The organism is Virgibacillus chiguensis (assembly GCF_900129865.1).
GTDB classification, from domain to species: Bacteria; Bacillota; Bacilli; order Bacillales; family Amphibacillaceae; genus Virgibacillus; species Virgibacillus chiguensis.
The window spans coordinates 230873-254508 of record NZ_FQXD01000002.1 but is presented as its reverse complement, the minus strand read 5'-3'; the positions used below and the strand labels follow the sequence as shown (position 1 = coordinate 254508).

23 protein-coding genes are annotated in these 23636 nt (G+C 35.8%); 15 read left to right on the top strand and 8 right to left on the bottom strand.

Annotated features, from left to right (window positions below; translation table 11 throughout):
• Positions 1–36: 36 nt before the first annotated feature.
• A complete protein-coding gene (def, locus tag BUB45_RS03685; RefSeq protein WP_073005376.1) occupies positions 37–588 on the bottom strand; it encodes a peptide deformylase in 552 nt (183 codons plus the stop codon).
• 399 nt (positions 589–987) lie between these two features.
• Between def and BUB45_RS03680 the strand changes: the two genes are divergently transcribed.
• From BUB45_RS03680 to lpdA, 5 genes are all read left to right on the top strand, one after another.
• Complete coding sequence (locus BUB45_RS03680; protein WP_073005375.1) at positions 988–1665, top strand: YkyA family protein; 678 nt, start codon at positions 988–990, stop codon at positions 1663–1665.
• Positions 1666–2380: 715 nt separating this feature from the next.
• Positions 2381–3424, top strand: a complete 1044-nt coding sequence (gene pdhA / locus BUB45_RS03675; RefSeq protein ID WP_170861705.1) for a pyruvate dehydrogenase (acetyl-transferring) E1 component subunit alpha — start codon at positions 2381–2383, stop codon at positions 3422–3424.
• 3 nt (positions 3425–3427) lie between these two features.
• Positions 3428–4405: an alpha-ketoacid dehydrogenase subunit beta gene (locus BUB45_RS03670; RefSeq protein ID WP_073005371.1), complete on the top strand. Its 978-nt coding sequence runs from the start codon at positions 3428–3430 to the stop codon at positions 4403–4405.
• A 26-nt stretch (positions 4406–4431) separates the two neighbouring features.
• Positions 4432–5700 carry a dihydrolipoamide acetyltransferase family protein gene (locus tag BUB45_RS03665; RefSeq protein WP_073005369.1) on the top strand — a complete coding sequence of 423 codons (1269 nt, stop codon included), beginning with the start codon at positions 4432–4434 and terminating at the stop codon, positions 5698–5700.
• A 5-nt stretch (positions 5701–5705) separates the two neighbouring features.
• The gene (lpdA, locus tag BUB45_RS03660) at positions 5706–7112 is read left to right on the top strand and encodes a dihydrolipoyl dehydrogenase (RefSeq protein WP_073005367.1); all 1407 of its coding nucleotides are present in this window, start codon (positions 5706–5708) and stop codon (positions 7110–7112) included.
• Between the two features lie 77 nt (positions 7113–7189).
• Here lpdA and BUB45_RS20085 read toward each other — a convergent pair whose 3' ends face one another.
• Positions 7190–7378: a YbbN family protein gene (locus tag BUB45_RS20085; protein WP_139300086.1), complete on the bottom strand. Its 189-nt coding sequence runs from the start codon at positions 7376–7378 to the stop codon at positions 7190–7192.
• 633 nt (positions 7379–8011) lie between these two features.
• Complete coding sequence (locus BUB45_RS03655; protein WP_073005365.1) at positions 8012–9541, bottom strand: glycine betaine uptake BCCT transporter; 1530 nt, start codon at positions 9539–9541, stop codon at positions 8012–8014.
• A gap of 738 nt (positions 9542–10279) precedes the next feature.
• On the opposite strand from BUB45_RS03655, the gene BUB45_RS03650 reads away from it, so the two are divergent.
• The 3 genes from BUB45_RS03650 to BUB45_RS03640 all read left to right on the top strand — a co-directional run bounded on the left by BUB45_RS03650 (position 10280) and on the right by BUB45_RS03640 (position 12433).
• Positions 10280–11143 carry a polysaccharide deacetylase family protein gene (locus tag BUB45_RS03650; RefSeq protein WP_073005363.1) on the top strand — a complete coding sequence of 288 codons (864 nt, stop codon included), beginning with the start codon at positions 10280–10282 and terminating at the stop codon, positions 11141–11143.
• Between the two features lie 432 nt (positions 11144–11575).
• Entirely contained in the window at positions 11576–11683 is a 108-nt protein-coding gene (locus BUB45_RS03645; protein ID WP_073005361.1) for a GapA-binding peptide SR1P, read from the top strand.
• 480 nt (positions 11684–12163) lie between these two features.
• Positions 12164–12433 (top strand): UPF0223 family protein, encoded by a 270-nt coding sequence (locus tag BUB45_RS03640; RefSeq protein ID WP_073005359.1) that lies wholly within the window; start codon positions 12164–12166, stop codon positions 12431–12433.
• Positions 12434–12504: 71 nt separating this feature from the next.
• Here the strand turns inward: BUB45_RS03640 and BUB45_RS03635 are convergent, their stop codons facing one another.
• On the bottom strand, positions 12505–13137 hold the full coding sequence (locus BUB45_RS03635; protein WP_073005736.1) for a YktB family protein: 633 nt from the start codon (positions 13135–13137) through the stop codon (positions 12505–12507).
• A gap of 581 nt (positions 13138–13718) precedes the next feature.
• On the opposite strand from BUB45_RS03635, the gene BUB45_RS03630 reads away from it, so the two are divergent.
• The gene (locus BUB45_RS03630; RefSeq protein WP_342068338.1) at positions 13719–13997 is read left to right on the top strand and encodes a hypothetical protein; all 279 of its coding nucleotides are present in this window, start codon (positions 13719–13721) and stop codon (positions 13995–13997) included.
• A 249-nt stretch (positions 13998–14246) separates the two neighbouring features.
• The gene (locus BUB45_RS03625) at positions 14247–15056 is read left to right on the top strand and encodes an inositol monophosphatase family protein (protein WP_073005357.1); all 810 of its coding nucleotides are present in this window, start codon (positions 14247–14249) and stop codon (positions 15054–15056) included.
• 4 nt (positions 15057–15060) lie between these two features.
• Here BUB45_RS03625 and BUB45_RS19735 read toward each other — a convergent pair whose 3' ends face one another.
• Entirely contained in the window at positions 15061–15231 is a 171-nt protein-coding gene (locus tag BUB45_RS19735; protein ID WP_162985833.1) for a DUF5325 family protein, read from the bottom strand.
• Between the two features lie 110 nt (positions 15232–15341).
• On the opposite strand from BUB45_RS19735, the gene BUB45_RS03620 reads away from it, so the two are divergent.
• The gene (locus BUB45_RS03620; RefSeq protein ID WP_244527646.1) at positions 15342–15683 is read left to right on the top strand and encodes a YlaH-like family protein; all 342 of its coding nucleotides are present in this window, start codon (positions 15342–15344) and stop codon (positions 15681–15683) included.
• Positions 15684–15791: 108 nt separating this feature from the next.
• Here BUB45_RS03620 and BUB45_RS03615 read toward each other — a convergent pair whose 3' ends face one another.
• On the bottom strand, positions 15792–15995 hold the full coding sequence (locus BUB45_RS03615; protein ID WP_073005353.1) for a YlaI family protein: 204 nt from the start codon (positions 15993–15995) through the stop codon (positions 15792–15794).
• A gap of 177 nt (positions 15996–16172) precedes the next feature.
• Here BUB45_RS03615 and BUB45_RS03610 point away from each other — a divergent pair, with 177 nt between their 5' ends.
• Positions 16173–16460 carry a hypothetical protein gene (locus BUB45_RS03610; protein WP_073005351.1) on the top strand — a complete coding sequence of 96 codons (288 nt, stop codon included), beginning with the start codon at positions 16173–16175 and terminating at the stop codon, positions 16458–16460.
• Positions 16461–16579: 119 nt separating this feature from the next.
• Here the strand turns inward: BUB45_RS03610 and BUB45_RS03605 are convergent, their stop codons facing one another.
• Together BUB45_RS03605 and BUB45_RS03600 are read right to left on the bottom strand one after the other, a co-directional pair.
• Complete coding sequence (locus BUB45_RS03605) at positions 16580–17182, bottom strand: YhcN/YlaJ family sporulation lipoprotein (protein ID WP_073005349.1); 603 nt, start codon at positions 17180–17182, stop codon at positions 16580–16582.
• 436 nt (positions 17183–17618) lie between these two features.
• Positions 17619–18104: a hypothetical protein gene (locus BUB45_RS03600; protein WP_073005347.1), complete on the bottom strand. Its 486-nt coding sequence runs from the start codon at positions 18102–18104 to the stop codon at positions 17619–17621.
• A gap of 284 nt (positions 18105–18388) precedes the next feature.
• On the opposite strand from BUB45_RS03600, the gene BUB45_RS03595 reads away from it, so the two are divergent.
• The 3 genes from BUB45_RS03595 (at position 18389) to pyc (ending at position 23513) form a co-directional block, all read left to right on the top strand.
• Positions 18389–18670: an Fpa/YlaN family protein gene (locus BUB45_RS03595; protein WP_073005346.1), complete on the top strand. Its 282-nt coding sequence runs from the start codon at positions 18389–18391 to the stop codon at positions 18668–18670.
• A gap of 242 nt (positions 18671–18912) precedes the next feature.
• Complete coding sequence (locus BUB45_RS03590; protein WP_073005344.1) at positions 18913–20103, top strand: FtsW/RodA/SpoVE family cell cycle protein; 1191 nt, start codon at positions 18913–18915, stop codon at positions 20101–20103.
• Entirely contained in the window at positions 20070–23513 is a 3444-nt protein-coding gene (gene pyc, locus BUB45_RS03585; protein WP_073005342.1) for a pyruvate carboxylase, read from the top strand. Before BUB45_RS03590 ends, pyc begins: the two co-directional genes overlap by 34 nt.
• Positions 23514–23636 lie beyond the last annotated feature (123 nt).

Genomic DNA, 23636 nt, shown 5'->3' with positions numbered 1-23636 from the left:
GGTAAACCATGAATAAAATGTTCGCCCAAGCTCTAACTACTCTACCGGTTTTGCGTTGTCTGGTATAAAGAATGGGTTTTGTTGATTAATATGATCATAAAACATGATTCCGTTTAAATGATCAATTTCGTGTTGAAACACAATAGCAGCATAATCTTTTAATCTTAATTTAACGACTTCTCCATCTGTATTGATGGCTTTTACGGTAACTCTAGCATATCTCGGAACGTATCCTTCTATACTTCGATCGACGGATAAACATCCTTCTCCAGACGGAAGATATGCTTTTTCTACAGAATGGCTAATTATTTTTGGATTAGCAAGTCCATAACTGTATTTTTTCCCTCTGCCATCCTCAAAGTGAACAGCTATTAAACGTTTATTCAATCCTAGCTGAGGAGCAGCCAACCCAACACCAGCACGAAGACCATATTTTTGAGCAATTTCTTCATCCTGGCTATTTTGAATAAATTGAAGCATATCACCAAGTAATTGCTTATCTTCTTTCGTTAAAGGAATAGTTACTTCATCAGCAATTGTTGTTAATGAAGGATGGCCTTCCCTAACGATATCTTTCATAGTTATCATCGTACCACTCCTAATTCTATGTGCATAGTCCAAAGATCATTTTATCATATTTATACGCATTTCATCATAATTTGCTATTAAGCGCCGACGTATCTGTTCATTATTTATATAAGCTGAATAATTTTAACTTTCGTTCCTCAAGGCACCAAAAGGCCGTTCGTACTAAACAGGAAGGCCGGGGTGCCGGAGGGCGCCAGTATACTCCTGTTGCAGGAGCATGATTCCTAAAACCTTCGTTAATTCGTTCGAGTCGCTACGTTGCTAACCGGGCGCCCCGAGACTTTGTTCAAAAGGCGTTTTATATGGAGCAAAGGCGGAATTGATTTTTTCCTTTTGTACAACCTATTTTATGTTATACTATAAATCGTATATTTGATTTATAGGTGTAGGAGGTAAATAATGTCATTAAAAAAGTTCACAATCGTTGCATTAGGTTTTATGCTTTTATTTATATTAGCATCGTGTAGTAATGGGACTCCAGAAGAACAAATACAGAATCATTTAGAAGAAGCAGTTACGCTAGAAGAAGGATTTGAAAAACAGCAAAGTAAAATAACCGATTTGGAGAAAAAAGAACAAGAGTTATATAACCAAATTATGGATCTTGGTAAAGACGAAATGGATAAAATTAAAAAGTTAGCTAAACAAGCTATTGAAACGGTGGATAAACGTAAAGAAGCGATAAAGAAAGAAGAAGAAAGCATAGAACAAGCAAAAGAAGAATTTACTAAAACGAAAGAAGTTGTGGAGGATTTAGAAGCTAAAGAAGCTAAAGATACTGCTGAAAAAATGGTAGAGACGATGCAAGATCGTTATAAAGCATACGATAATCTAAATAAAGCTTACAAAGATGCATTGAAATTGGAAAAAGAAATGTATGAATTGTTATCAAAAGAAGATTTAAAGCAAGAAACGTTAACGAAAAAAATAGATGCTATTAATAATGCATATGAAAAAGTAATTGCATCAAACGATAATTTTAACAAGCATACGAAAGAATACAATGAAATGAAAAGAGATTTTTACGAGCAAGTGGGTATGGATGTTACCTATGAAGGAGATTCTGACGAAAAATAGAAGATAAGTAAGATATTGAAACACTCTCTAGGCAAATCTAGAGAGTGTTTTTTGCTAGTACAAGGATAACGGTACATATTTTTACAAAGTAAATGATTTTAAAAACCTAAAGTCTTTATGATGTGTAAACGTCGTCGTTTTGCTTATTGTATAAATCCTTCGCGCAATAAACAGGGAGATAAGAAAGAAATGGTTTGTAATAGATGAAAAATATTAAACACTCGCTATTATTCCTAATAATAGGTAATACAGATAAGAAATCGAACTATAACAGAACAAAGTAGAAAGCGCTTTATTAAGTAATGCTTTCTTTTAAATTATGTGAAAATAAATTAAAGAAAACAAAGTGTTTGACCACTAAGTAGAATTGAGCTAGAATTTATATGTAAAGAAATTGTACTAATGATTTTTTGCTTTTTTATGTAACAGTTTTAAATAGCTGTTTTTGATGTGTATGTACATACAGACGGGGGGCATTCAATATAAAAGCCTCTACTTGCTAGTATAGAGCAAGGGTGGAATATTTTATTTGCGTGCTTTGCCTATTTGGGCATTCACTTATAGATTTATAGTAAGCAAAAATGGGAATACCATAAAAAGTACAGTTTTTTTCTGATTTTGGGTAGGCTAGAAATAACAATATTAAATGGATACAGAAAGGAAGAGGTGAACTATTTTGAAACACGTTTTAGAGAGTGTTGAGAGTCAGTTCGAAATGTTCCAAATTCTTAATGAAGATGGAAAGATTGTCAATGAAAAAGACGTTCCTGATCTTTCCGATGAGCAGTTAAAAGAACTTATGCGTAGAATGGTTTACACAAGAGTTTTAGATCAACGTTCAATTGCTTTGAACCGCCAAGGGCGTTTAGGATTTTATGCACCAACAGCAGGGCAAGAGGCCTCGCAGTTAGGAAGTCAGTTTGCACTTGAACAAGAGGATTTTCTATTGCCTGGATATCGAGATGTACCACAATTAATTTGGCAAGGTCTTCCACTATATCAAGCATTTTTATTCTCTAGAGGACATTTCCATGGTAACCAGATGCCTGAAGGTGTTCATGCAGTAAGTCCACAAATTATAATTGGCGCTCAATATGTACAGGCTGCTGGCGTAGCTTTAGGAATGAAAAAGCGTGGTAAGAAAAATGTAGCTGTTACTTACACTGGTGATGGTGGTACATCACAAGGTGATTTTTATGAAGGAATTAACTTTGCAGGTGCATATAAAGCTCCAGCGATTTTCTTTGTACAAAATAATCGTTTTGCCATTTCTGTACCAGTAGAAAAACAAACAAATGCAAAAACACTAGCTCAAAAAGCTGTTGCTGCAGGAATTGAAGGCATTCAAGTAGATGGTATGGATGTACTTGCTGTTTACGCTGTTACAAAACATGCTAGAGAGCGTGCAGTTAATGGCGAAGGTCCGATGCTTATTGAAACAATGACGTATCGCTATGGTCCTCATACAATGGCTGGTGACGATCCTACTCGTTATCGTACAGAAGATTTAGATAATGAATGGGAAAAGAAAGATCCATTAGTCCGTTTCCGTAAGTATCTAGAAGCAAAAAATCTATGGTCTGAAGAAGAAGAAAATAAAGTAATTGAAGAAGCAAAAGAGGAAATTAAGCAAGCCATTAAGCAAGCAGACCAATATCCAAAACAAAAAGTAACAGATTTAATGGCAAACATGTATGAAGAACTTCCATATAATTTACAAGAACAAATGGAAGAATATAAAGAAAAGGAGTCGAAGTAAATCATGGCACAAATGACAATGATTCAAGCCATTACAGACGCACTACGTACGGAACTTAAAAATGATGAAAATGTGCTTGTTTTCGGAGAAGATGTCGGTCAGAATGGTGGCGTGTTCCGTGCTACTGATGGATTGCAAGCCGAGTTTGGTGAAGAACGCGTGTTTGACACACCTTTAGCCGAATCAGGTATTGGTGGACTAGCAATTGGCTTAGGCTTACAAGGTTTCCGACCTGTTCCAGAAATTCAATTCTTCGGCTTCGTATATGAAGTGATGGATTCCATTAGCGGACAAATGGCTCGTATGCGATATCGTTCAGGTGGCGTTCATCATTCGCCAATTACAGTACGTGCTCCATTTGGCGGAGGTGTTCATACACCAGAACTTCATGCGGATTCATTAGAGGGGTTAATTGCTCAACAACCAGGTATTAAAGTGGTTATTCCTTCTACTCCTCATGATGCTAAAGGTTTACTTATTTCTTCCATCCGAGATAATGATCCGGTTGTGTTTTTAGAGCACATGAAATTATATCGCTCATTCCGTGGTGAAGTACCTGAAGGAGAATACACGATTGAACTAGGGAAAGCAGATGTTAAGCGTGAAGGTACAGACGTTACATTAATTGCTTACGGTGCGATGGTACATGCTTCGTTAAAAGCTGCTGAAGAACTAGCTGAAAATGGTGTTAATGCTGAAGTTATTGACTTACGTACTGTATCACCACTTGATATCGAAACGATCATTGAATCGGTTAAGAAAACAAATCGTGCTGTTGTGGTGCAAGAAGCGCAACGCCAAGCAGGCATAGCTGCGAATGTAGTAGCTGAAATACAAGAACGTGCCATTCTTCATTTAGAAGCTCCTGTATTACGTGTTGCGGCTCCAGACACCGTTTACGCATTCTCGGAAGCAGAAGAAGTTTGGTTACCTAATCATAAAGATATTGTAGAAAAAGTAAACAGTGTGATGAACTTTTAATTATTAAGACAGGAGGCAAAAATATTATGGCTTTCAATTTTAAATTACCTGATATTGGTGAAGGAATTCATGAAGGTGAAATCGTTAAATGGTTCGTTAATGAAGGCGACGAAGTTAAAGAAGACGATGTTTTGTGTGAAGTGCAAAATGATAAAGCTGTAGTGGAAATTCCATCACCAGTGGAAGGGACAGTAACAAAATTACATGTAGAAGAAGGAACGGTAGCAGTTGTAGGCGACACGATTATTACGTTTGATGCAGAAGGCTATGAATCAGATGACGAGGAAGAAGCGGCAGATTCAAAACAAGAAGCTTCTGCTGACGAAAAAGCATCTGAAGCTCCTGAAGCTACAAATGAAGAAGTAGATGAAGATGATGGTGAAAGAGTAATTGCAATGCCATCAGTAAGGAAGTATGCACGTGATAACGGAGTAACGATTTCTAAAGTTACGCCTTCAGGTAAAAACGGACGTATTTTAAAAGAAGATATTGATGCTTACCTAAGTGGAGACCAACCTGCTACAGACGCAAAAGGAACAACAGAAGAAGCAGCATCTTCTAAGAAAGAAGCAGCTGCAGAAACAGCGGGAGACTTCCCTGAAACTCGTGAATCTATGAGCGGAATTCGCAAAGCAATTGCCAATGCGATGGTTAATTCTAAAACAAAAGCTCCTCATGTAACTTTATTGGATGAAGTAGATGTATCAGAATTAGTAGCTCATCGTAAGAAGTTTAAAGCCGTAGCTGCTGAGCAAGAAATTAAATTAACATACTTGCCGTATGTTGTTAAAGCACTAGTATCTGCTTCTAAAAAATTCCCAATGATAAATGCTTCCGTTGATGATGAAACGAACGAAATTGTGCACAAGCACTATTACAATGTAGGTATTGCAGCAGATACAGATAAAGGCCTTCTTGTTCCAGTTGTGAAAAATGCGGATCGTAAATCCATCTTTGAAATTTCTAAAGAGATTAATGAATTGGCAGAAAAGGCTAGAAGTGGTAAACTAGCACCTGAAGAGATGAGTGGTGCATCGAATACAATTACAAATATCGGTTCTGCTGGTGGTCAATGGTTTACGCCAGTATTGAATTACCCAGAAGCGGTTATTCTTGGTATTGGTCGTATAGCAGAAAAACCAGTGGTTCGTGATGGGGAAGTTGTCGTAGCACCTGTACTAGCATTATCATTAAGCTTTGATCATCGTATTATTGATGGAGCAACTGCACAACATGCTCTAAATCAAATGAAACGATTATTAAGCGACCCACAATTAATTATGATGGAGGCGTGAGTTTTATGGTAGTAGGAGATTTTCCAATTGAAGTAGACACACTCGTTGTTGGAGCAGGTCCTGGTGGTTATGTTGCTGCTATTCGTGCTGCACAGTTAGGCCAAAAGGTAACAATTGCTGATAAAGGCGCTTTAGGTGGGGTTTGTTTAAACGTTGGATGTATTCCATCCAAAGCATTAATCCAAGCTGGACATTTAGCTGAACAAGCTCATGGAAATGAAGAGATGGGAATTAAAACAGAAAATGTTTCTGTTGACTTTTCTAAGGTTCAAGAGTGGAAAGCAAGTGTCGTTAACAAGCTAACTTCTGGTGTGGAAGGCTTGTTAAAAGGAAACAAAGTAGATATTGTTAAAGGTGAAGTATATTTTGTAGATAAAAACACTGTAAAAATTATGGATGAGAAAAATTCTCAAACATATACCTTTAAGCATTGCATTATTGCTACAGGATCAACGCCAATTGAAATCCCTAACTTTAAGTTTTCAGATCGAGTATTGGATTCAACTGGTGCTTTAAACCTGAAAGAAATTCCGAAGAAAATGGTAGTTATTGGTGGAGGATATATTGGTACAGAGCTTGGCACTGCTTATGCGAATTTCGGTACAGAAATTGTTGTTCTTGAAGGTGCGAAAGAAATCTTAGGCGGTTTTGAGAAGCAAATGAGTCAAGTTGTGAAAAAACGTTTGAAGAAAAAAGACGTTACAATTATTACGGAAGCAATGGCTAAAGGTGTAGAAGAATCTAAAGACGGTGTCAAAGTAACATATGAAGTAAAAGGTAAAGAAGAAACTGTTGAAGCGGACTATGTATTAGTTACGGTTGGCCGCCGTCCAAATACAGAGGATATTGGCTTAGAGCAGGTTGGCATTGAAAAAGATGACCGTGGACTAATTAAAATTGATAATCAATGTCGCACGAATGTTGATAATATCTATGCTATAGGTGATATTGTTGCTGGGCCTCCATTAGCACATAAAGCATCCTATGAAGGAAAAGTTGCTGCAGAAGCTATCAGTGGGGAACAAGCTGTAATTGATTACTTAAGTATGCCTGCAGTTGTGTTCTCGGATCCAGAATTGGCTACTGTCGGTTATACGGAACAAGAAGCGAAAGATGCTGGATTCGATGTCAAAGCTGCTAAATTCCCATTTGCAGCTAATGGTCGTGCACTTTCATTAAACGATAGTGATGGATTTATGAAACTGATTACTCGTAAGGACGATGGCTTAGTGATCGGTGCACAAATTGCTGGACCAAATGCGAGTGATATGATTTCTGAATTAGGTCTTGCAATTGAAGCTGGTATGACAGCAGAAGATATCGCATTAACGATCCATGCTCATCCAACATTAGGTGAAATCACCATGGAAGCTGCTGAAGTAGCTCTAGGTACACCAATTCATATGCTATAGGTATAGTAAAAAGAGCTGTTCTATGTACAGAACAGCTCTTTTTAGCATTCCATTAGATATTCTATGATCTCACTTTTTTACATTAGTTTTTCAAGCTTACTAACGATTACATGTTTAGGGGTTTGACCGCTAATTCGGTCAATAGTAATTCCGTCTTTTCTAATAATTAAAGTAGGATACTTAGGATCTATCTTCTCATCAATCTCATTCAACGCTTTATTTCTTGTGTTTACTTTACTAAATTCGGTTGGAAAATTTGCTTTCACCTCAATGATAGCATCAAAATATTGATTTTCTACCGAATCATTCGTTTGGTGTGTATAAAAAAAGATATCATATTTTTTTGGTTGAAAGGAAATTACGTTAATGGTAGAAGCATTGAACGTTTTGCAGCCATTTACTAGTACACAAACAATTACTAAAAAAATAATTAGCTTTTTAATTGTTGTTCACCTACTTGTCATTTAATGTCGATAGCTTTAGTTTATCAAAATTAGATATACTGAAGTTTTATGTAATGCAACTGTTATAAAGTTGATAATGTGCTGTTAGAGGTAGTAATATAAGATATTAAAAAGTAAAAATTGTTACATTACGATTTCCTGATAATAAAATGAAGTAAACTTGGTACTTTTGCTGAAGTAATTCAATTCTGAGATAGAATTAGCAAAGAGAAGAAAAATTAGAAGAAAAACTATTTAAGCGATGTACAGGTGTCTTTAAAAGATAAGATGAATTATAACCTTTAACCTAACATATAAGGTGTGAAAGGCTTCTATTTCAAGAATGGGAAGATGTGTGAAGTCTAAGTTGGAGATGCCAGTGCCTAAATATTTTCATTAAGACGAAAGCTACTATTTTGTGTTCTATTATTGTAGAAAAAAGCTAGAGCATGGGCTCTAGCTTTTTCTTTTCGTTGCTAAGTTATGGTCTTTGGCTTCTTGCCGGAAGGACTTGACAAGAGAAATGATCACTAAAATCATTATAATGGCAAAAGGAAACGCTGCGATTATCGAGGCTGTTTGTAAAGCATTCAAGCCACCTTGCCATAACAATACAGCTGCAGCACTTGATTGAATAATACCCCAGATGAATTTTACTGAATTGGCAGGATCTAATTTCCCCCCAGTTGTCTGCATGCCAAGAACAAAAGTAGCTGAGTCGGCAGAAGTAATGAAAAATGTACAAATTAATAAGATAGCAATAATGGAGATGAAAGTACTCATAGGGAAGTGCTCCAACACAGTAAATAATGCTGTCTCCTCACCAAAATCATTGATGCTTTGGATGATATTTGCTCCCTTGAAAGTTTCTAAATGAATCGAGGTGCCCCCGAATACAGAAAACCATAAAGCACTAAATATTGTAGGTACGAGTAGTACGCCTAAGACAAACTCTCTTATAGTTCTACCTCGGGAGACTCTTGCTATAAAAGTTCCTACAAATGGCGCCCATGCAATCCACCAAGCCCAATAAAAGAATGTCCAATTATTAAGCCATGTAGAGTTCTCTTCGTTAAAAGGAGTCATACGTAGACTCATGCTAGGGAGATTTTGGAGATAACTACCTAATGTTGTAGTAAAATAATTCATTATAAAGTTGGTTGGACCAAAGAATAATACAAATAACATAAGTAATACGGCTAAAACAAGATTGGCATTACTTAAATATTTCATCCCTCTATTTAGTCCAGTCATGGATGAAGTCATATATAATACGGTAACAATTACAATAATGATCAATTGAAGTGTGATGGTTGATTCCATCCCAGTAACAAATGAGAGACCACCACTGATTTGGATAGCTCCAAGACCTAAGGAAGTAGATACGCCAAATACCGTTGCAAAAACAACGATAAAATCGATTGTTGTTCCCCAAGACCCCTTAATTCGATTTCCAAACAGCGGTTCAAGCATGGCGCTTACAACACCTGGAGATTGTTTGCGAAATTTAAAATAGGCCATGGCTAAGGCGAGAGTAGCGTATATAGCCCAAGGATGAATTCCCCAATGGAAAAAACTGTATTGCATCGCAGTTTTAGCAGCATCTCCCGTTTCTTCTGCCCCGAAGGGAGGATCGTGAAAATGAGATACTGGCTCAGCAGCCCCCCAGAATACAAGACCAATCCCCATACCAGCACTAAATAGCATAGCAAACCATGTTAAATAGCTGTATTCTGGCTTGTCACCAGGTCGGCCTAGTTTAATATTGCCATATTTTGAAAAAATGAGATAGATCGCAAAAACAACAAATGATGTTGCACTTAATAAATAAAACCAACCGAACTGTTCAACAAGAAATGTTTGAATAATAGTTGTGACATTGTCTAAGTTGGCATTTGGCAATACGTCTTCCGGAATGATTCCCCAAATTATGAAAAGTACTGCAACAATTGCTGAAATGTAGAATACACGCGTTACTTTCTTCACAAAAATAATCCTTTCTATCTTTATTTTTTGGAAAACTATGTAGACGTACTTATTGTATTAAAACATAAGCACAAAAATTGTTCAAATAACAAACCTTGCTGTTTTACTATATCCTCCCTCTAATTAATCATACTTAAAAAAGCCCAAAACGTGTCATCATGCATTTTCTAGTTGTAGTTATATGAAAAAACAAGGAAAATAATTGATGCGTATTTGCATGATTTTTTATATTTAAATAATTCTTTCGATAATAATACGGAGTTCAAAATCGTTATTAAAATGGGCTAAAATGTTCGTTGTATTTTAATAAAGAACTCCTAAAACTTTTAATTTAATTGTAGGACGAAAGCTAGACAAGCCGGCCGGTAGTAGTGAATAGAACAAAGGCTCAGGGCGCCCGGTTAGCAACGTAGCGACTGGAACGAATCAACGAAAGTTTTAGGGATCATGCTCCTGCAACAGAGTATGCCGGTGCCCTCCGGCAAGCCCGTCTTTAGTCGGCCTTCCTATTTAGGACGAACCGATGATGACTTTAGCTTAGGGCAATGGAATGAAGTCGCCTAGTCGCTGGGCGCTGGAGCCGGACGTGGCTAAATAACTTAGTAAGTTTATTCGCAACTGCTAAATTTTATAATTTCCTAGACCACAAGAAAAATGTAGATTTTTGTTGTCATTTATTTTCCAGCAATTTATAATAGAAGTTGACACCTTAACAGGAGCTCGGACAGGAGGAACTATATGAAGAAAGCTATACTAGTGGTTACTTTCATCTTCATTGGACTATTCATAGTCGCATGCGGTTCGAGTGATGAAAAATCGCAACCAACACATGCAGATAAGGCTGAAGAAAATAAACAGGATCAACGTAAGGAAGAACAAAAGCCACAAAAAGAAGATAACCAAACAGAGAAAAGTGTGGTAAACGAAGCCCCTAACCCTACGTATAAGGTTTCGGACAATGCTACGATAGTACCAATTGATGAGAATACCAATGAAAAAGTAGTTTTGTTAACAATTGATGACATACCAGATAAGCATGCGTTGGATATGGCTAAGACATTAAAAGAGCTAGAAGCCAATGCAATATTCTTTGTGAATGGACATTTTTTAGAAACAGAAGAACAAAAGGATATGCTAAAACAAATCCATGAGATGGGTTTTGTTATCGGAAACCATACATATAGCCACCCTAAGTTACCAGATTTGACTGAGCAGGAACAGACAGAAGAAATTGTTCGTGTGAATGATCAAATTGAAGAGGTTATTGGAGAACGCCCGAAATTCTTCCGCGCCCCTCATGGTATGAATAGTGACCACTCCAGACAAGTGGCTAAAGAACAAGGAATGGTCGTTATGAACTGGACATATGGGTATGATTATTTCGCGCCATATCAAGATGCTGCTAAACTGAAAAAAGCAATGGTAAGCGGAGAAGGCCCAGAAGCGGGGGTTGATTACTCCCTACTAAAACCGGGAGCCAATTTGCTAATGCATGATCGGGAATGGACAAATGAAGCATTAGCAGATATTGTTAAAGGATTGAGGGATAAAGGGTATGAGATGGTTGATCCTAAACAAATTCAAACGTTAAGTAAACAATAAGTATTTATTTTACATAGAAAGTCTCCACATCGTTGTATTTCTGATTCATATTTATTTGAGTTAGAAGTATTCGTTCCTGTGGAGGCTTTTTAGTGTTTTGATGAGGGTATATACCGCCATATATAAGACGAATGCAGCCCTTCTACAGCATTTCATTACGCAGTAAAATAAAGTGGAGCTGGCAGTGTTCCATTTTTATGTACTTTGATTTTTAAGTGCTAAATCTACGCTAATAACCTTATAAAAAGATTCATATCTTTAATGAGGATAGGAAGAACAGAGGAATGCATTATCGTATAATTCTGTTTCAAAATGGTAAAAGGTAATTATCGTCCATAATTTAAAAAAGTGTTATACTAATTAGGCTTGATTTTTTAAATGTGACATATTATAATATGAATACGTTATCAATATGAAGAGGAGTTGGATTTAATGGGTACAATAGTTTGTCAAGATTGCCAAAATATTATTGAGCAATATGAAGAAGAAAAAGTAACAACTCTTTATGGTACTTGTCCAACGTGTCGTGAAAATAAATAAGCATAAGAACAAAGGCGCAAGCCGCCCGGTTAGTAACGTAGCTAATGGAACGAATCTATTGAGATAAAGGAATCATGCCACTAAAACAGGAGTTTGCTGACGTCAGAAGGCAAGCCCGTTTTTAGTCGGTATTCCTCTTAGTGACAACGGATGATGATTTATCGTAGGGAGATTACGTGAAGTCGCCAAATGCTGAGCGCCGGAAGTGACTATTCGATTGTTTCATTACTACAACCACTATATTATAATAAAAAGCTACCCTTGAGGTAGTTTTTTATTAATGGAATTATTATTACCATGTAAAAATTTTAATGAAGAATCTTCTTTAAAATGAGATAGTAAAATAAAAAATGTTAGTTAAGGAATTTGGAATAGGGTACATTTTCTTAAATCTTGTATGAAGATACTTGCATACCCTCTATTTTTTTGATTAAACTGAAGGTGTGGGAATGAAATGAACGTATATATGGAGGAAGTAATTTGAATTATCACTATCCAATTGACGATACATGGACAAAAGAAGAAATTATTTATGTTGTGCAGTTTTTCAGCTTAATTGAGCAGGCATATGAAAGAAAGGTAGAAAGGAAAGTTATAATAGCAGCTTACCGGAAGTTTAAACAAGTAGTTCCTAGTAAAAGTGAAGAAAAGAAGTTGTTTGCTACTTTTAAACAAGGTTCGGGATATTCTAGCTTTCATGTACTTAAATATGCAAAGATAACCGAAGACCATTTTATAAAAATGAAGTAGAGGAGAGAAGCATTTGTAGAGCTTCTCTCCTTTTGTAATATTCTTTACGTTGGTCAATGAATAAATGATACTTATTTTGTATAATTAGTTTTGCTTTGTAGAGCCAGTTTATAAAAAGGTATCAATGGATGAACAGTAGATTTTAACTCCTCTATAAAGATATTTCCGTCATAAATGCGTTCATCATGTTTGGCAAAATGCTTCCCAATTAAAAATTCCGCTTTTTTCACATCTCTGAACCTTTCTACATCTTTTTTATCTAAATCTAATAATGGTTTGGCATCTTTTTTAGTATGATCTAATGAATACATAAAGCTTTTAGGAAGTTGTTTTAATTGGTCAAAATGGTTTAAATAGGTTTGTGCAATTTTTGATTTATGGTCTAATTCATAAATAAGCGCTAACCATATAAATACATGATCATCGAATACACCTACTTGAAAATGAGGGTGTTTTTTATATCCTCGTTTGTTATCAGCTACAGCTAACCACGTATCTTGGGGGGGATTGACTGTTCTTCTAGCATGTTTGGCAATATGTAGAAACATTTCATTCCCAAGTTGTGCAGCTAAGAAGTCTACTAGTTCATTGCCAATCTGTTGGAATTTTGGTTGAATTCTTGTCTGAATTGCTTCCATTCTTTCTTCGAGGCCTTCAATATAAAATGTATCAAAATCTACTTTTTCAAATCCTTTAAAGGTCATCATCATCGTCCTTTCCTATAAAGCATATATATCGTTAATACTCCTGCTTTAAAGAATTAGAGGGAGCTTTACATCGTGATAGTATATGCTAAATTTGTTTGTTTAGTTGCTGAGTTTGAACCGTATATACATAAAAAATTATTTCTACATGTAGTGTACGTCAATACAGATAAGAATATCTACTGATAATGTTTGCCACTTATTATTTTAAAAGTTGCTTAAATCAAATAAACTATGCCTATTTGATTATCATTATTTAATATGCAAAAGCACAAGTCAAGTTATTCACGTCATGTTGTAAGTAGCATTTTGTTTTAATGAGTACAACGAGTACATCCCGAATAACGTGCAGCCTGCTCGTCCAAAGATGATGGTGTCAGTAGAAGGATTAACATAGCTTCTACCAGAGATAGGGATATCGCCTTCATAGGTTTTTACGATAAATCAGGAAAAACACACAGATGAAAGACGTACCTTATTGGTTATACAGCATATAAGATGTGTTTTTTAAACAGGCTAACCTGTATATATATATCATATTTGGGTTTAAATGAAAATAAATTTAAGAAACTGGATGATACTTGTCGAACCAAATAGGAAAACCAATCATAAATATATTTAAAGTACAGTTTTGGAATAAAAAGTATTTAACGAAAGGAAGTGAAATTGTGAAGTACGTCTTAGGAACATTATGTAAAGAAAAATCATTGGGCAATTTGCAGGTCATTCGTATGGAAATTGATTATGAATTGTTAACACTTTATGACGCGATGAAAAAAGAAGATGCAATTGAAATAATAAAAAGCAAAGAACGGCTCATTTGCTTAAGAAAGCAATGGTTAGATTTGAAAGCAGAATAATGTAGATGAGATTTTCATTGCAAGCTTATTGCTAAATACATGTATCACAGTAAAATGTATATCATCTGTTGTATCCCATAAAAAGGCTTCATTTGGAAATGCCAATATCGTTGAGTAGATATTAAATAAATCGGTGAGAAAAATTAAAACAATTAACGTTTAACGAGTTCCCCTTATTAGCTACAATTCATGACGGCGTATCTAAAATTTGGTACTATTATATGTAGCATTGAATGGAGGAGTATACAGATGAACAAAGCGCAGCGTGATATGATTTTTTCCCAAGCTACAAAGTGGATATACGAAGCGGGTGAGCAGATAAGGAAACAAATTCATAATCCATTAACTATTGATACAAAATCAAATGCGAATGATTTAGTAACTGAGATGGATCGTTCAACCGAAGCTTTTCTGGCAAATAACATTAAATCTACGTTTACCGATCATTTTATTTTAAGCGAAGAAGGCTACGGTGATCAGTTAGATTCTATGAATGGTATCGTTTGGATTATTGATCCTATTGATGGCACGATGAATTTTGTCCATCAAAAAAGGAATTTTGCGATTTCAATCGGTATTTTTAATAATGGTATTGGAGAAATCGGACTTATTTATAACGTGATGGAAGATGTTTTATATAGCGCAAAAAGAGGAGAAGGTGCTTATAAGAATAATAAGAAGCTTCCGCAACTTCATCATGATATCCTTTTCCAGGAAGCAATTGTTAGTATGAATCACTTTTGGCTATGTGAAAACCGCCTCGTTGACGAAAAATGGATGCAAAAACTTGTAAAAGATGTGAGAGGGTCAAGGACTTACGGATCGGCGGCATTAGAATTTGCATTTGTCGCAGAAGGTATTATCGATAGTTATTTAACATTGAGTCTGTCACCGTGGGATTATGCAGCGGGAATGGTTATTATTAACGAAGTTGGAGGAGTAACAACTACTATAGATGGCGATCCACTCGATATGCTTTCAAAAACATCTGTCGCTTCTGGAAATCCATGTATTCAAGAAAAAATTATAGCTAATTATATAAAAAAAGCAAGGAAGTGATTTGTCACTCCCTTGCTTTTTTTAAACGAATTCCAGTTCCCATCAATGTAAAGCCTAATAATAAAAATAAAACCGTCAACCAAGTATTACGATAAGCTATAGCAGCACCTACACCGACAAACATGCCAATTACAAGCATTGCTAAAAGCAACATCGGTATATTTAACTTCTTCATTCCCATCCACCTCTTCTTCACCTTCTAGTATAAATGAATAGAGGTGAGAATTCAAAATGTATTGCGTTATTCGATAAGATTATAACTGGCGAAATATAATATATTTTAGTATGATGGAATATGGAGATGAGATTGATAACTGGGGGATGGCTATGGAAGGAAGTTTCAGTTTTGTGTTCAACTTTATTTTAGAACAATTCGGTACGGAACATATGTTTTTGACGTTATACATTTTGAACCTAATTTTTAGTATTATTTCATTTAAACTTGGATTTGCAAGAAAGCTTACCCTGATCAAAACAATTATTGTATATATCATGCTTGCTTTGGGTGTTTATTTATTAACTATTTTTAGTATATTTCAACTTCCAATCACGGAAAGCTTAATCTTGATATCACTTGTATTAGCAATTTATCGTTTTCGTTTATATCAAGAAAGAAAAAATCGCTAGTAACTTATATTTTTATATTTCGTTTTATAATTATGGAAATGAATTTGAAACTCAAGAGCGTTAAAAACCCAGAAGGAGTTTAATTCTTCTGGGGTTTTTATATTCTAATTATATAAATTCATCAACGGTTTTTTTTTCTGAATATAAACGGAACTTACCTGTTGCATGTCTTGCTAACGTCTTTTTTCCAACTCTATTGTAGCACGTCTGACATAAGTGCATAAGGATTCTTTTATTTCTTAAGCGTTTTGCTTCAAAGCAATGATCATCAATACTTTCAACTGAATCGCAAATGGTACATTTCACTTGCATAATTTCACCTCAATGTCAAAGAATAAATAGGACAAGTATATAACCTATTCAGCATGTTTTAGGAATAATTTTAAGCTGCATGCGTATTTTGTTTATGAAATAGTATATCACAATTTTATGTTTGGGCAAATTGTGGAAAGGGTAAAGTTATATAAGAAGAAAAGAAAGGACGATTCAATGAAGAAAAAATATTTATACTCTGCAGGTGCCGCAGGAGTAATTGGAGCTACAGTTGCTGGGTACTTTCTAAAAGACAAAGATAAAAGAGATAACGTAAAAAGGAAAGTTAAAAATTATCAGAATAGCATCCGTGCGACTTTTGAAGAGGCGGGTGTACCAGATCAGTCAGAGGATAGAGGTTTGGAACAACTCGAAAATGCAAAAATGGTATCGGAAGGTTCACAGTTTGGCGTTCAATATTACAATGAAAATAAAGAAGCGAATACTAGTGAGTATCAACAATAAAAAAGTTTCCGCTTATAAGCGGAAACTTTTTTACACTATAGGAAAGCATAAGATTCTTAGGTTTATCTTGAATTGCTGTGAGACAGCCGCTTCAAGCCTTGTTAAGTGGTTGGCGTAGCTCACGATGCATTCTGTTTATGATGATTGGATTGTTCTTCCTCCGTATCTTCAAGTTGCTCTTTTTCTTCTTCAGGGATTACCTCTTTATTTGGATCACTTTCCTTTGGTCGATTTTTGTTAATAGGAAATTCTGGCATATATCGCCCAACAACGGCGGCTAATTCATCCACCAAACCGTATACAGGTTGACCTTGTTCCATCTTATCCACTATCCCACGAATTCGTTCATTAGCATCAGCGTCTGCAACCACAACAGCTGTTTTACCATATGGATCATTATACAATGCTTCTGAAACGCTATATTTAATAGTACCGACTCTAGAACGATCGAGGTCTTTATCAACATCTATTCCTACTACTGCATATGAACCAGCTACAATTGATACCGCATCGTTAACATTTGGTACACCACTAGCAATATTTGCTAAATGGTTTGCAATTTCTTTGTTAGTCAACGATTTTTGTTTTGTTGGTTCTGAGTTTTTAACTTGTTCAAACTGATTTGTTTCTTCGTTTGTAATAGATTCTTCACGATCTTCTTGCATACAAGCTGTAAATATAAACAAGCTAAGAAACGTGATTCCCATAAATGCTAATCTCATTGTCATTCCTCCATTTATTCACCTTATTAGAGGTTGTACGTTCAGTAAATATTCTTCCTCTCTTTGGACTGTGTTATTAGGTTTAGTTTGTTTAGAAATCAGGGAAATATGCAGGTGGAAAAAAATCAGGCTAACTTTTGGGTGGTTGTGAAGTATTACTTTGCATTAAAGAAATGTATAAGATGAAAAAAAGAAGGTTTTATTTCTTCATAAGACTTGACGATAGAAAAGTTTAAGAAAAATAATTAACGAACGGGGAATAACAAAAATCTATTGACATACATTTTTGGGAATAAAAAAGTTATCACCTTTCTTAAGGACCTCATAAGTAACAAATAAAAACAATGAAGAGGACAAAAGTGGAGGTCTCATAGAAAGGCGATAACGTCAATTAAATATTTAAGTAAAATAAACCACGTTAAAAAGATTGTCTACATTACTGGATAGAAACACTTTTAATATGTGTAATAGGATCATGTTTATTGGAACCATCTTTATAGTATAGATGTACTGGTCCATCTGTTTTCAGAGGCTTACCATCCTTCGAAAATAAGAAATAGCTATTGAACAGATCTTTCAACGGAATGGTTACGTTTTCAAGCTCGCGAATTAAAACAGCTTCTGTTGCGCTTGCGCTAATCTCTGCATGGTTTAAAAAATCCTCTAACGGAATAACGTATGAACTACTCAACATTTTTTCCCGCTCATACTTTTTTATACTTCGATTTACTGGTGGTTTTACTTGTTCAGAAATTTCTCTTTCCCACCTTTGTGATGTTTGTTTTAACGATTCATCCTCATCCACCGTAACATGCTCGTTTACAAAAGCATGTTCAAATTCGACTTTACGATCATCGAATATCCAAACAGTAGGATCTAATGTAATAGGAAATTTGACTTTCCCTTTAATTGGCACGATCATTTAAATCACCTCGTAGTAGAATTCTTATATAGGATAGCAAACCTTGAAGATAATTGCATTCATTTTGGGTTAAGCTAGAGAGAAATAGAAATTTAAAACTACTCGATTAGCACGCGCTTTTAAGTTATAATATAATGTAGTTTAAAATAAATAAACGTACAATTAATAATAACTTTTTCACGCTATACGAAAAGCCCTAATTAATATTTTTTTATTTGCATTTTGCAAGCACTAACGATAATATAATATAGAAAGAAGCTTTGAAAACGGAGGGGATAGATTTGATGCAAGAGGTGACCGTAAATCATCGCGAAAAAGCCCATGCCCTTCTTAAGGCTGATGCTGACAAAATTTTGCGACTTATAGAAGTTCAAATAGATAATTTAACCATGCCACAATGTCCATTATACGAAGAAGTCTTGGATACACAAATGTTTGGGCTTTCCAGGGAGATTGATTTTGCTGTTCGATTAAATTTAATTAGCGAAAGTGAAGGTAAAGAAATATTAGAAGATCTGGAGAGGAAGTTAAATATTCTGCATGAAGCAGCGCAAAATTCCGTATAATCCTACTTATCTTCGGTTTTTGCGAGAACGAATAGAAGCAAAAACTTTGCCTGCATAATAATTTCTGGCAAGGTTTTTTTGTTTCAGATATCTGTAATACTGGCTTTCGGTTTAAAGTATAGTCGACATCATAAGCGTAGTTTTGCATTACATAGAATAAGCACGCGGAAAAGTTGTTGTTGAAAAATATTATATCGTTTTGAATAAAGCTTTTGTATTACATATTTAGTAGGGAGAAGAATATGCTACAAAAATTAAAATTTTATGATTATACACTTATAATAACGCCCATTTTATTAGCAGCTTTTGGTTTAGTAATGGTTTATAGTGCAAGCATGGTTTTTGCTGTTGTTCAAGGGCATGCTGCTAATTATTATTTAACGCAACAATCTATCCGCTTTGGAATGGGGCTAATAGGATTTATTTTATGCTCTGCTTTTCCATATCGCTACTATCAAAAACTAATCAAACCTATTATACTAGGTGTAATACTGTTATTGATTGGGGTGTTGCTATTTGGTTCAGAAGTGAACAATGCACAATCCTGGATATTGGGAATTCAACCGGCAGAATTTGCTAAACTTGCGATTGTTATGTACTTAGCTTCTGTGTATTCCAAAAAGCAGGAATACATTCGTGAATTTAGTAAAGCTGTCTTACCACCGCTCATTATTACAGGAATTATTTTAGCACTTATCGTATTACAGCCGGACATTGGAACAGCTTCCATTGTTTTCTTAATTGCATGTTCGGTTATTTTTAGTTCAGGTATCCGGTTTAAGCACTTATCCCTACTCCTGTTTATCGGTTTGATGTTTTTATTGATGACGTTACCGTATATGGCCACAGATGAGCGGCTCACCCGATTTACGGGTGCTTATCAGCCCTTTGAAACTCCTGCATCTCACGGCTATCAGTTAATCCAATCTTATGTGGCAATTGGAAACGGTGGACTAGCTGGTGAAGGATTAGGGCAAAGTGTACAAAAATTAGGGTATTTAACAGAAGCGCATACAGATTTTATTATGGCGGTAGTTGCTGAGGAGTTAGGTTTTATCGGTGTTGTTATTGTTATTGGTATGTTATCTATTATTGTACTTAGAGGTTTGTTTATCTCTAGAAAGGCGAAGGATAGCTTTGGCTCTTTATTAGCGATTGGCATCTCTTCCATGGTGGGAATACAAGCATTTATTAATTTAGGAGCCATTAGTGGCTTATTACCAATTACAGGAGTGCCATTACCATTTGTAAGTTATGGCGGTTCATCTCTTTTGGTGTTATTAATATCAATGGGGATTTTAAATAATATTGCTATGCATATTAAAAAAAGAGAATTAGAACCAGCAGGAGAAAATCAAAATACTCGTGACATATCACAAGCATATCGAGGAGGGAGAACATGGCACAACTTAAACAAATCAACAAAGTATTAGTTGCCAATCGAGGGGAAATTGCAATTCGTGTTTTTCGGGCATGTACCGAATTAAATATTCGTACTGTTGCAATCTATTCCAAAGAAGATTTAAGTTCCTATCACCGTTATAAAGCGGACGAGGCGTATTTAATTGGAGAAGGAAAGAAGCCAATTGATGCATATCTGGATATTGAAGGTATTATCCAGTTAGCTAAGCAAGTAGGAGTAGATGCCATTCATCCTGGCTATGGATTCTTATCTGAAAATATTAACTTTGCGAAGCGATGTGAAGAGGAAGGAATTATTTTCATTGGTCCAACAAGTAATCATTTAGATATGTTTGGGGACAAAGTAAAAGCTCGGTACCAAGCTACACAGGCAGGTTTACCTGTTATACCAGGAAGCGGTGGCCCGGTCAACTCTTTGGAAGAGGTGGAACAGTTTGCAAGGGATCATGGTTTTCCAATCATTATTAAAGCCACTCTAGGCGGTGGAGGACGAGGTATGCGTATCGTTCGAAGTAAGCAGGGGCTTGCGGAGGCGTACGATCGTGCTAAGTCTGAGGCTAGGGCTGCATTTGGTAATGATGAAATTTACTTAGAAAAGCTCATTGAAAACCCAAAACATATTGAAGTTCAAATTATTGGAGACCACCATGAGAATATCATTCATTTGTATGAAAGAGACTGCTCTGTGCAGCGAAGACATCAGAAGTTAGTCGAGGTTGCTCCAAGTATATCTTTGCCTGAAGAACTGCGTATGAAAATATGTGAAGCTGCGGTCAAACTAATGAAAAATGTTAATTATTTAAACGCTGGTACTGTAGAGTTTTTAGTGACTGAGAATGAGTTCTTCTTTATTGAAGTAAATCCAAGGGTTCAAGTAGAGCATACGATTACTGAAATGATTACTGGTGTTGACATTGTCCAGACGCAAATTAAAGTCGCTGAAGGAAGAAGTTTACATGACGATTCCATCGGTATACCGGAGCAGGATAAAATTGTTACTACAGGATATGCTATCCAATCGCGTGTAACGACAGAAGATCCGCTGAACAACTTTATGCCAGATACTGGAAGGATTATGGCTTACCGATCGGGTGGTGGGTTTGGTGTCCGATTAGATGCGGGGAACGGATTTCAAGGTTCTGTTATTTCACCGCACTACGATTCATTGTTAGTTAAAGTGTCTACTTGGGCGTTAAATTTTAATCAAGCTGCACAAAAAATGGTCAGAAACTTAAAAGAATTTCGTATACGTGGTATAAAAACAAACATCCCATTTTTACAAAATGTTATTTTACACAAAAATTTCTTAAATGGGGTCTATAATACGACATTTGTTGATAACACACCTGAATTATTTGTATTTCCAAAACGAAAAGATCGTGGAACGAAAATGCTAACATATATTGGAAATACGACGGTGAATGGTGTAGATAAAGATGGTAATAAAGATAAACCTGTTTTTGATGATTTAAAGCTTCCCAATGTTAATACATCTAGCCCAATAGCTTCAGGTACAAAGCAAATTTTAGATAAACATGGTCCTGATGAGTTAGCGAAGTGGTTAAAAGAACAAAAAGAGGTGTTGTTAACCGACACGACGTTTCGTGATGCACACCAATCTTTATTGGCGACGAGAGTTCGTACGAAGGATTTGCATCGTATTGCGGAACCTACTGCTAGATTGCTTCCAAATTTATTTTCGGTCGAAATGTGGGGAGGGGCCACATTTGATGTAGCTTACCGCTTTTTAAAAGAAGACCCATGGGATCGCTTGTTAAAGCTTCGTGCAAGTATGCCAAATGTATTGTTACAAATGCTCCTTCGTGCAAGTAATGCGGTAGGTTATAAGAATTACCCAGATAATGTAATTAAAGAATTTGTTGAGAAAAGTGCAACAGCCGGCATTGATGTGTTCCGAATTTTTGACAGTCTAAACTGGGTAGAAGGCATGCAATTAGCAATAGAAGAAGTACGTAACAATAATAAAATTGCAGAAGCTACTATGTGCTATACAGGCAATATTTTAGATACGGGACGAACAAAGTATGATATCAGTTATTATAAAAATTTAGCTAAAGATTTAAAAGCGTCAGGAGCGCATATCCTCGGTATTAAGGATATGGCAGGTTTATTAAAACCGGAAGCGGCATATCAATTGGTGTCTACCTTAAAAGAGACGGTTGACTTACCAATTCATCTGCATACGCATGACACCAGTGGAAATGGAATTTATTTATATGCCCGAGCTATCGATGCTGGAGTAGACGCTGTAGATGTTGCAGCCGGACCCATGGCTGGTCTAACTTCTCAACCAAGTGCACAGACTTTATATCACGCATTAGAAGGGCATGAACGCCAACCAAAAGTGGATGTAAATGCTTATGAAGAGCTTTCTTATTATTGGGAAGGTATACGTGAATACTACCGTGATTTTGAAAGTGGAATGAAGGCACCACATACTGAAATTTATATGCATGAAATGCCTGGAGGTCAGTATAGTAATTTGAAGCAACAAGCCAAAGCTGTAGGGCTTGAAGATCGTTGGAATGAAGTAAAAACAATGTTTCGACAAGTGAATGATATGTTTGGTGATATTGTTAAAGTTACCCCTTCGTCAAAAGTGATTGGTGATATGACTTTATTTATGGTACAAAATAATTTGACAGAAGATGATATTTATGAACGTGGAGAAACGATTGACTTTCCGGATTCTGTAATAGAATTTGCACAAGGCTACATTGGACAGCCTTATCAGGGTTTCCCGCCAGAATTGCAACGAATCATTCTGAAAGGAAAGGACCCTATCAAAACACGTCCAGGTGAATTGCTAGAACCAGTTGACTTTACGCAACTAAAGGAAACGTTATTTAAGACCTTGGACCGACAAGTAACTAGCTTTGATTTAATATCTCACGCTCTTTACCCTAAAGTTTTTATGGAATATCATAAATTTCATGACAAATACGGCGATGTAAGTGTATTGGATACACCGACTTTCTTCTATGGGATGAGGCTTGGGGAAACGGTTGAAGTAGAAATTGAACAAGGGAAAACGTTAATTGTAAAACTTGTTTCTATTTCAGAACCTAGAGAAGATGGCACGCGTGTTGTATACTTTGAATTGAATGGGCAAACGAGAGAGATTGTTGTGAAAGATCAAAGCATTCAATCTGAAGTTGAGATGAGGCCAAAAGTAGATAAAACTAATGAAAAACATATTGGTGCTACAATGCCAGGGACAGTAATAAAAGTTCTTTGTCAATCGGGAGAGCGTGTTAATAAAGGAGACCATTTATTGATTAATGAAGCTATGAAAATGGAAACAACTGTCCAAGCTCCATTTACAGGAGTTATTAAGCAAGTGAATGTAAAAGATGGCGATAGTATTGCTGTAGATGATCTACTTATTGAATTAGAATAAAATAAGAAACAAAAGGTGCAGGTTCCCGTTTAGCAACGAAGCGAATGAAAGAATGAACGTAAATAAAGCGTCGCGGTGAGGCGGCGAATTGAAGATAACTTATTCGTAGGGTGATTTCGTGGG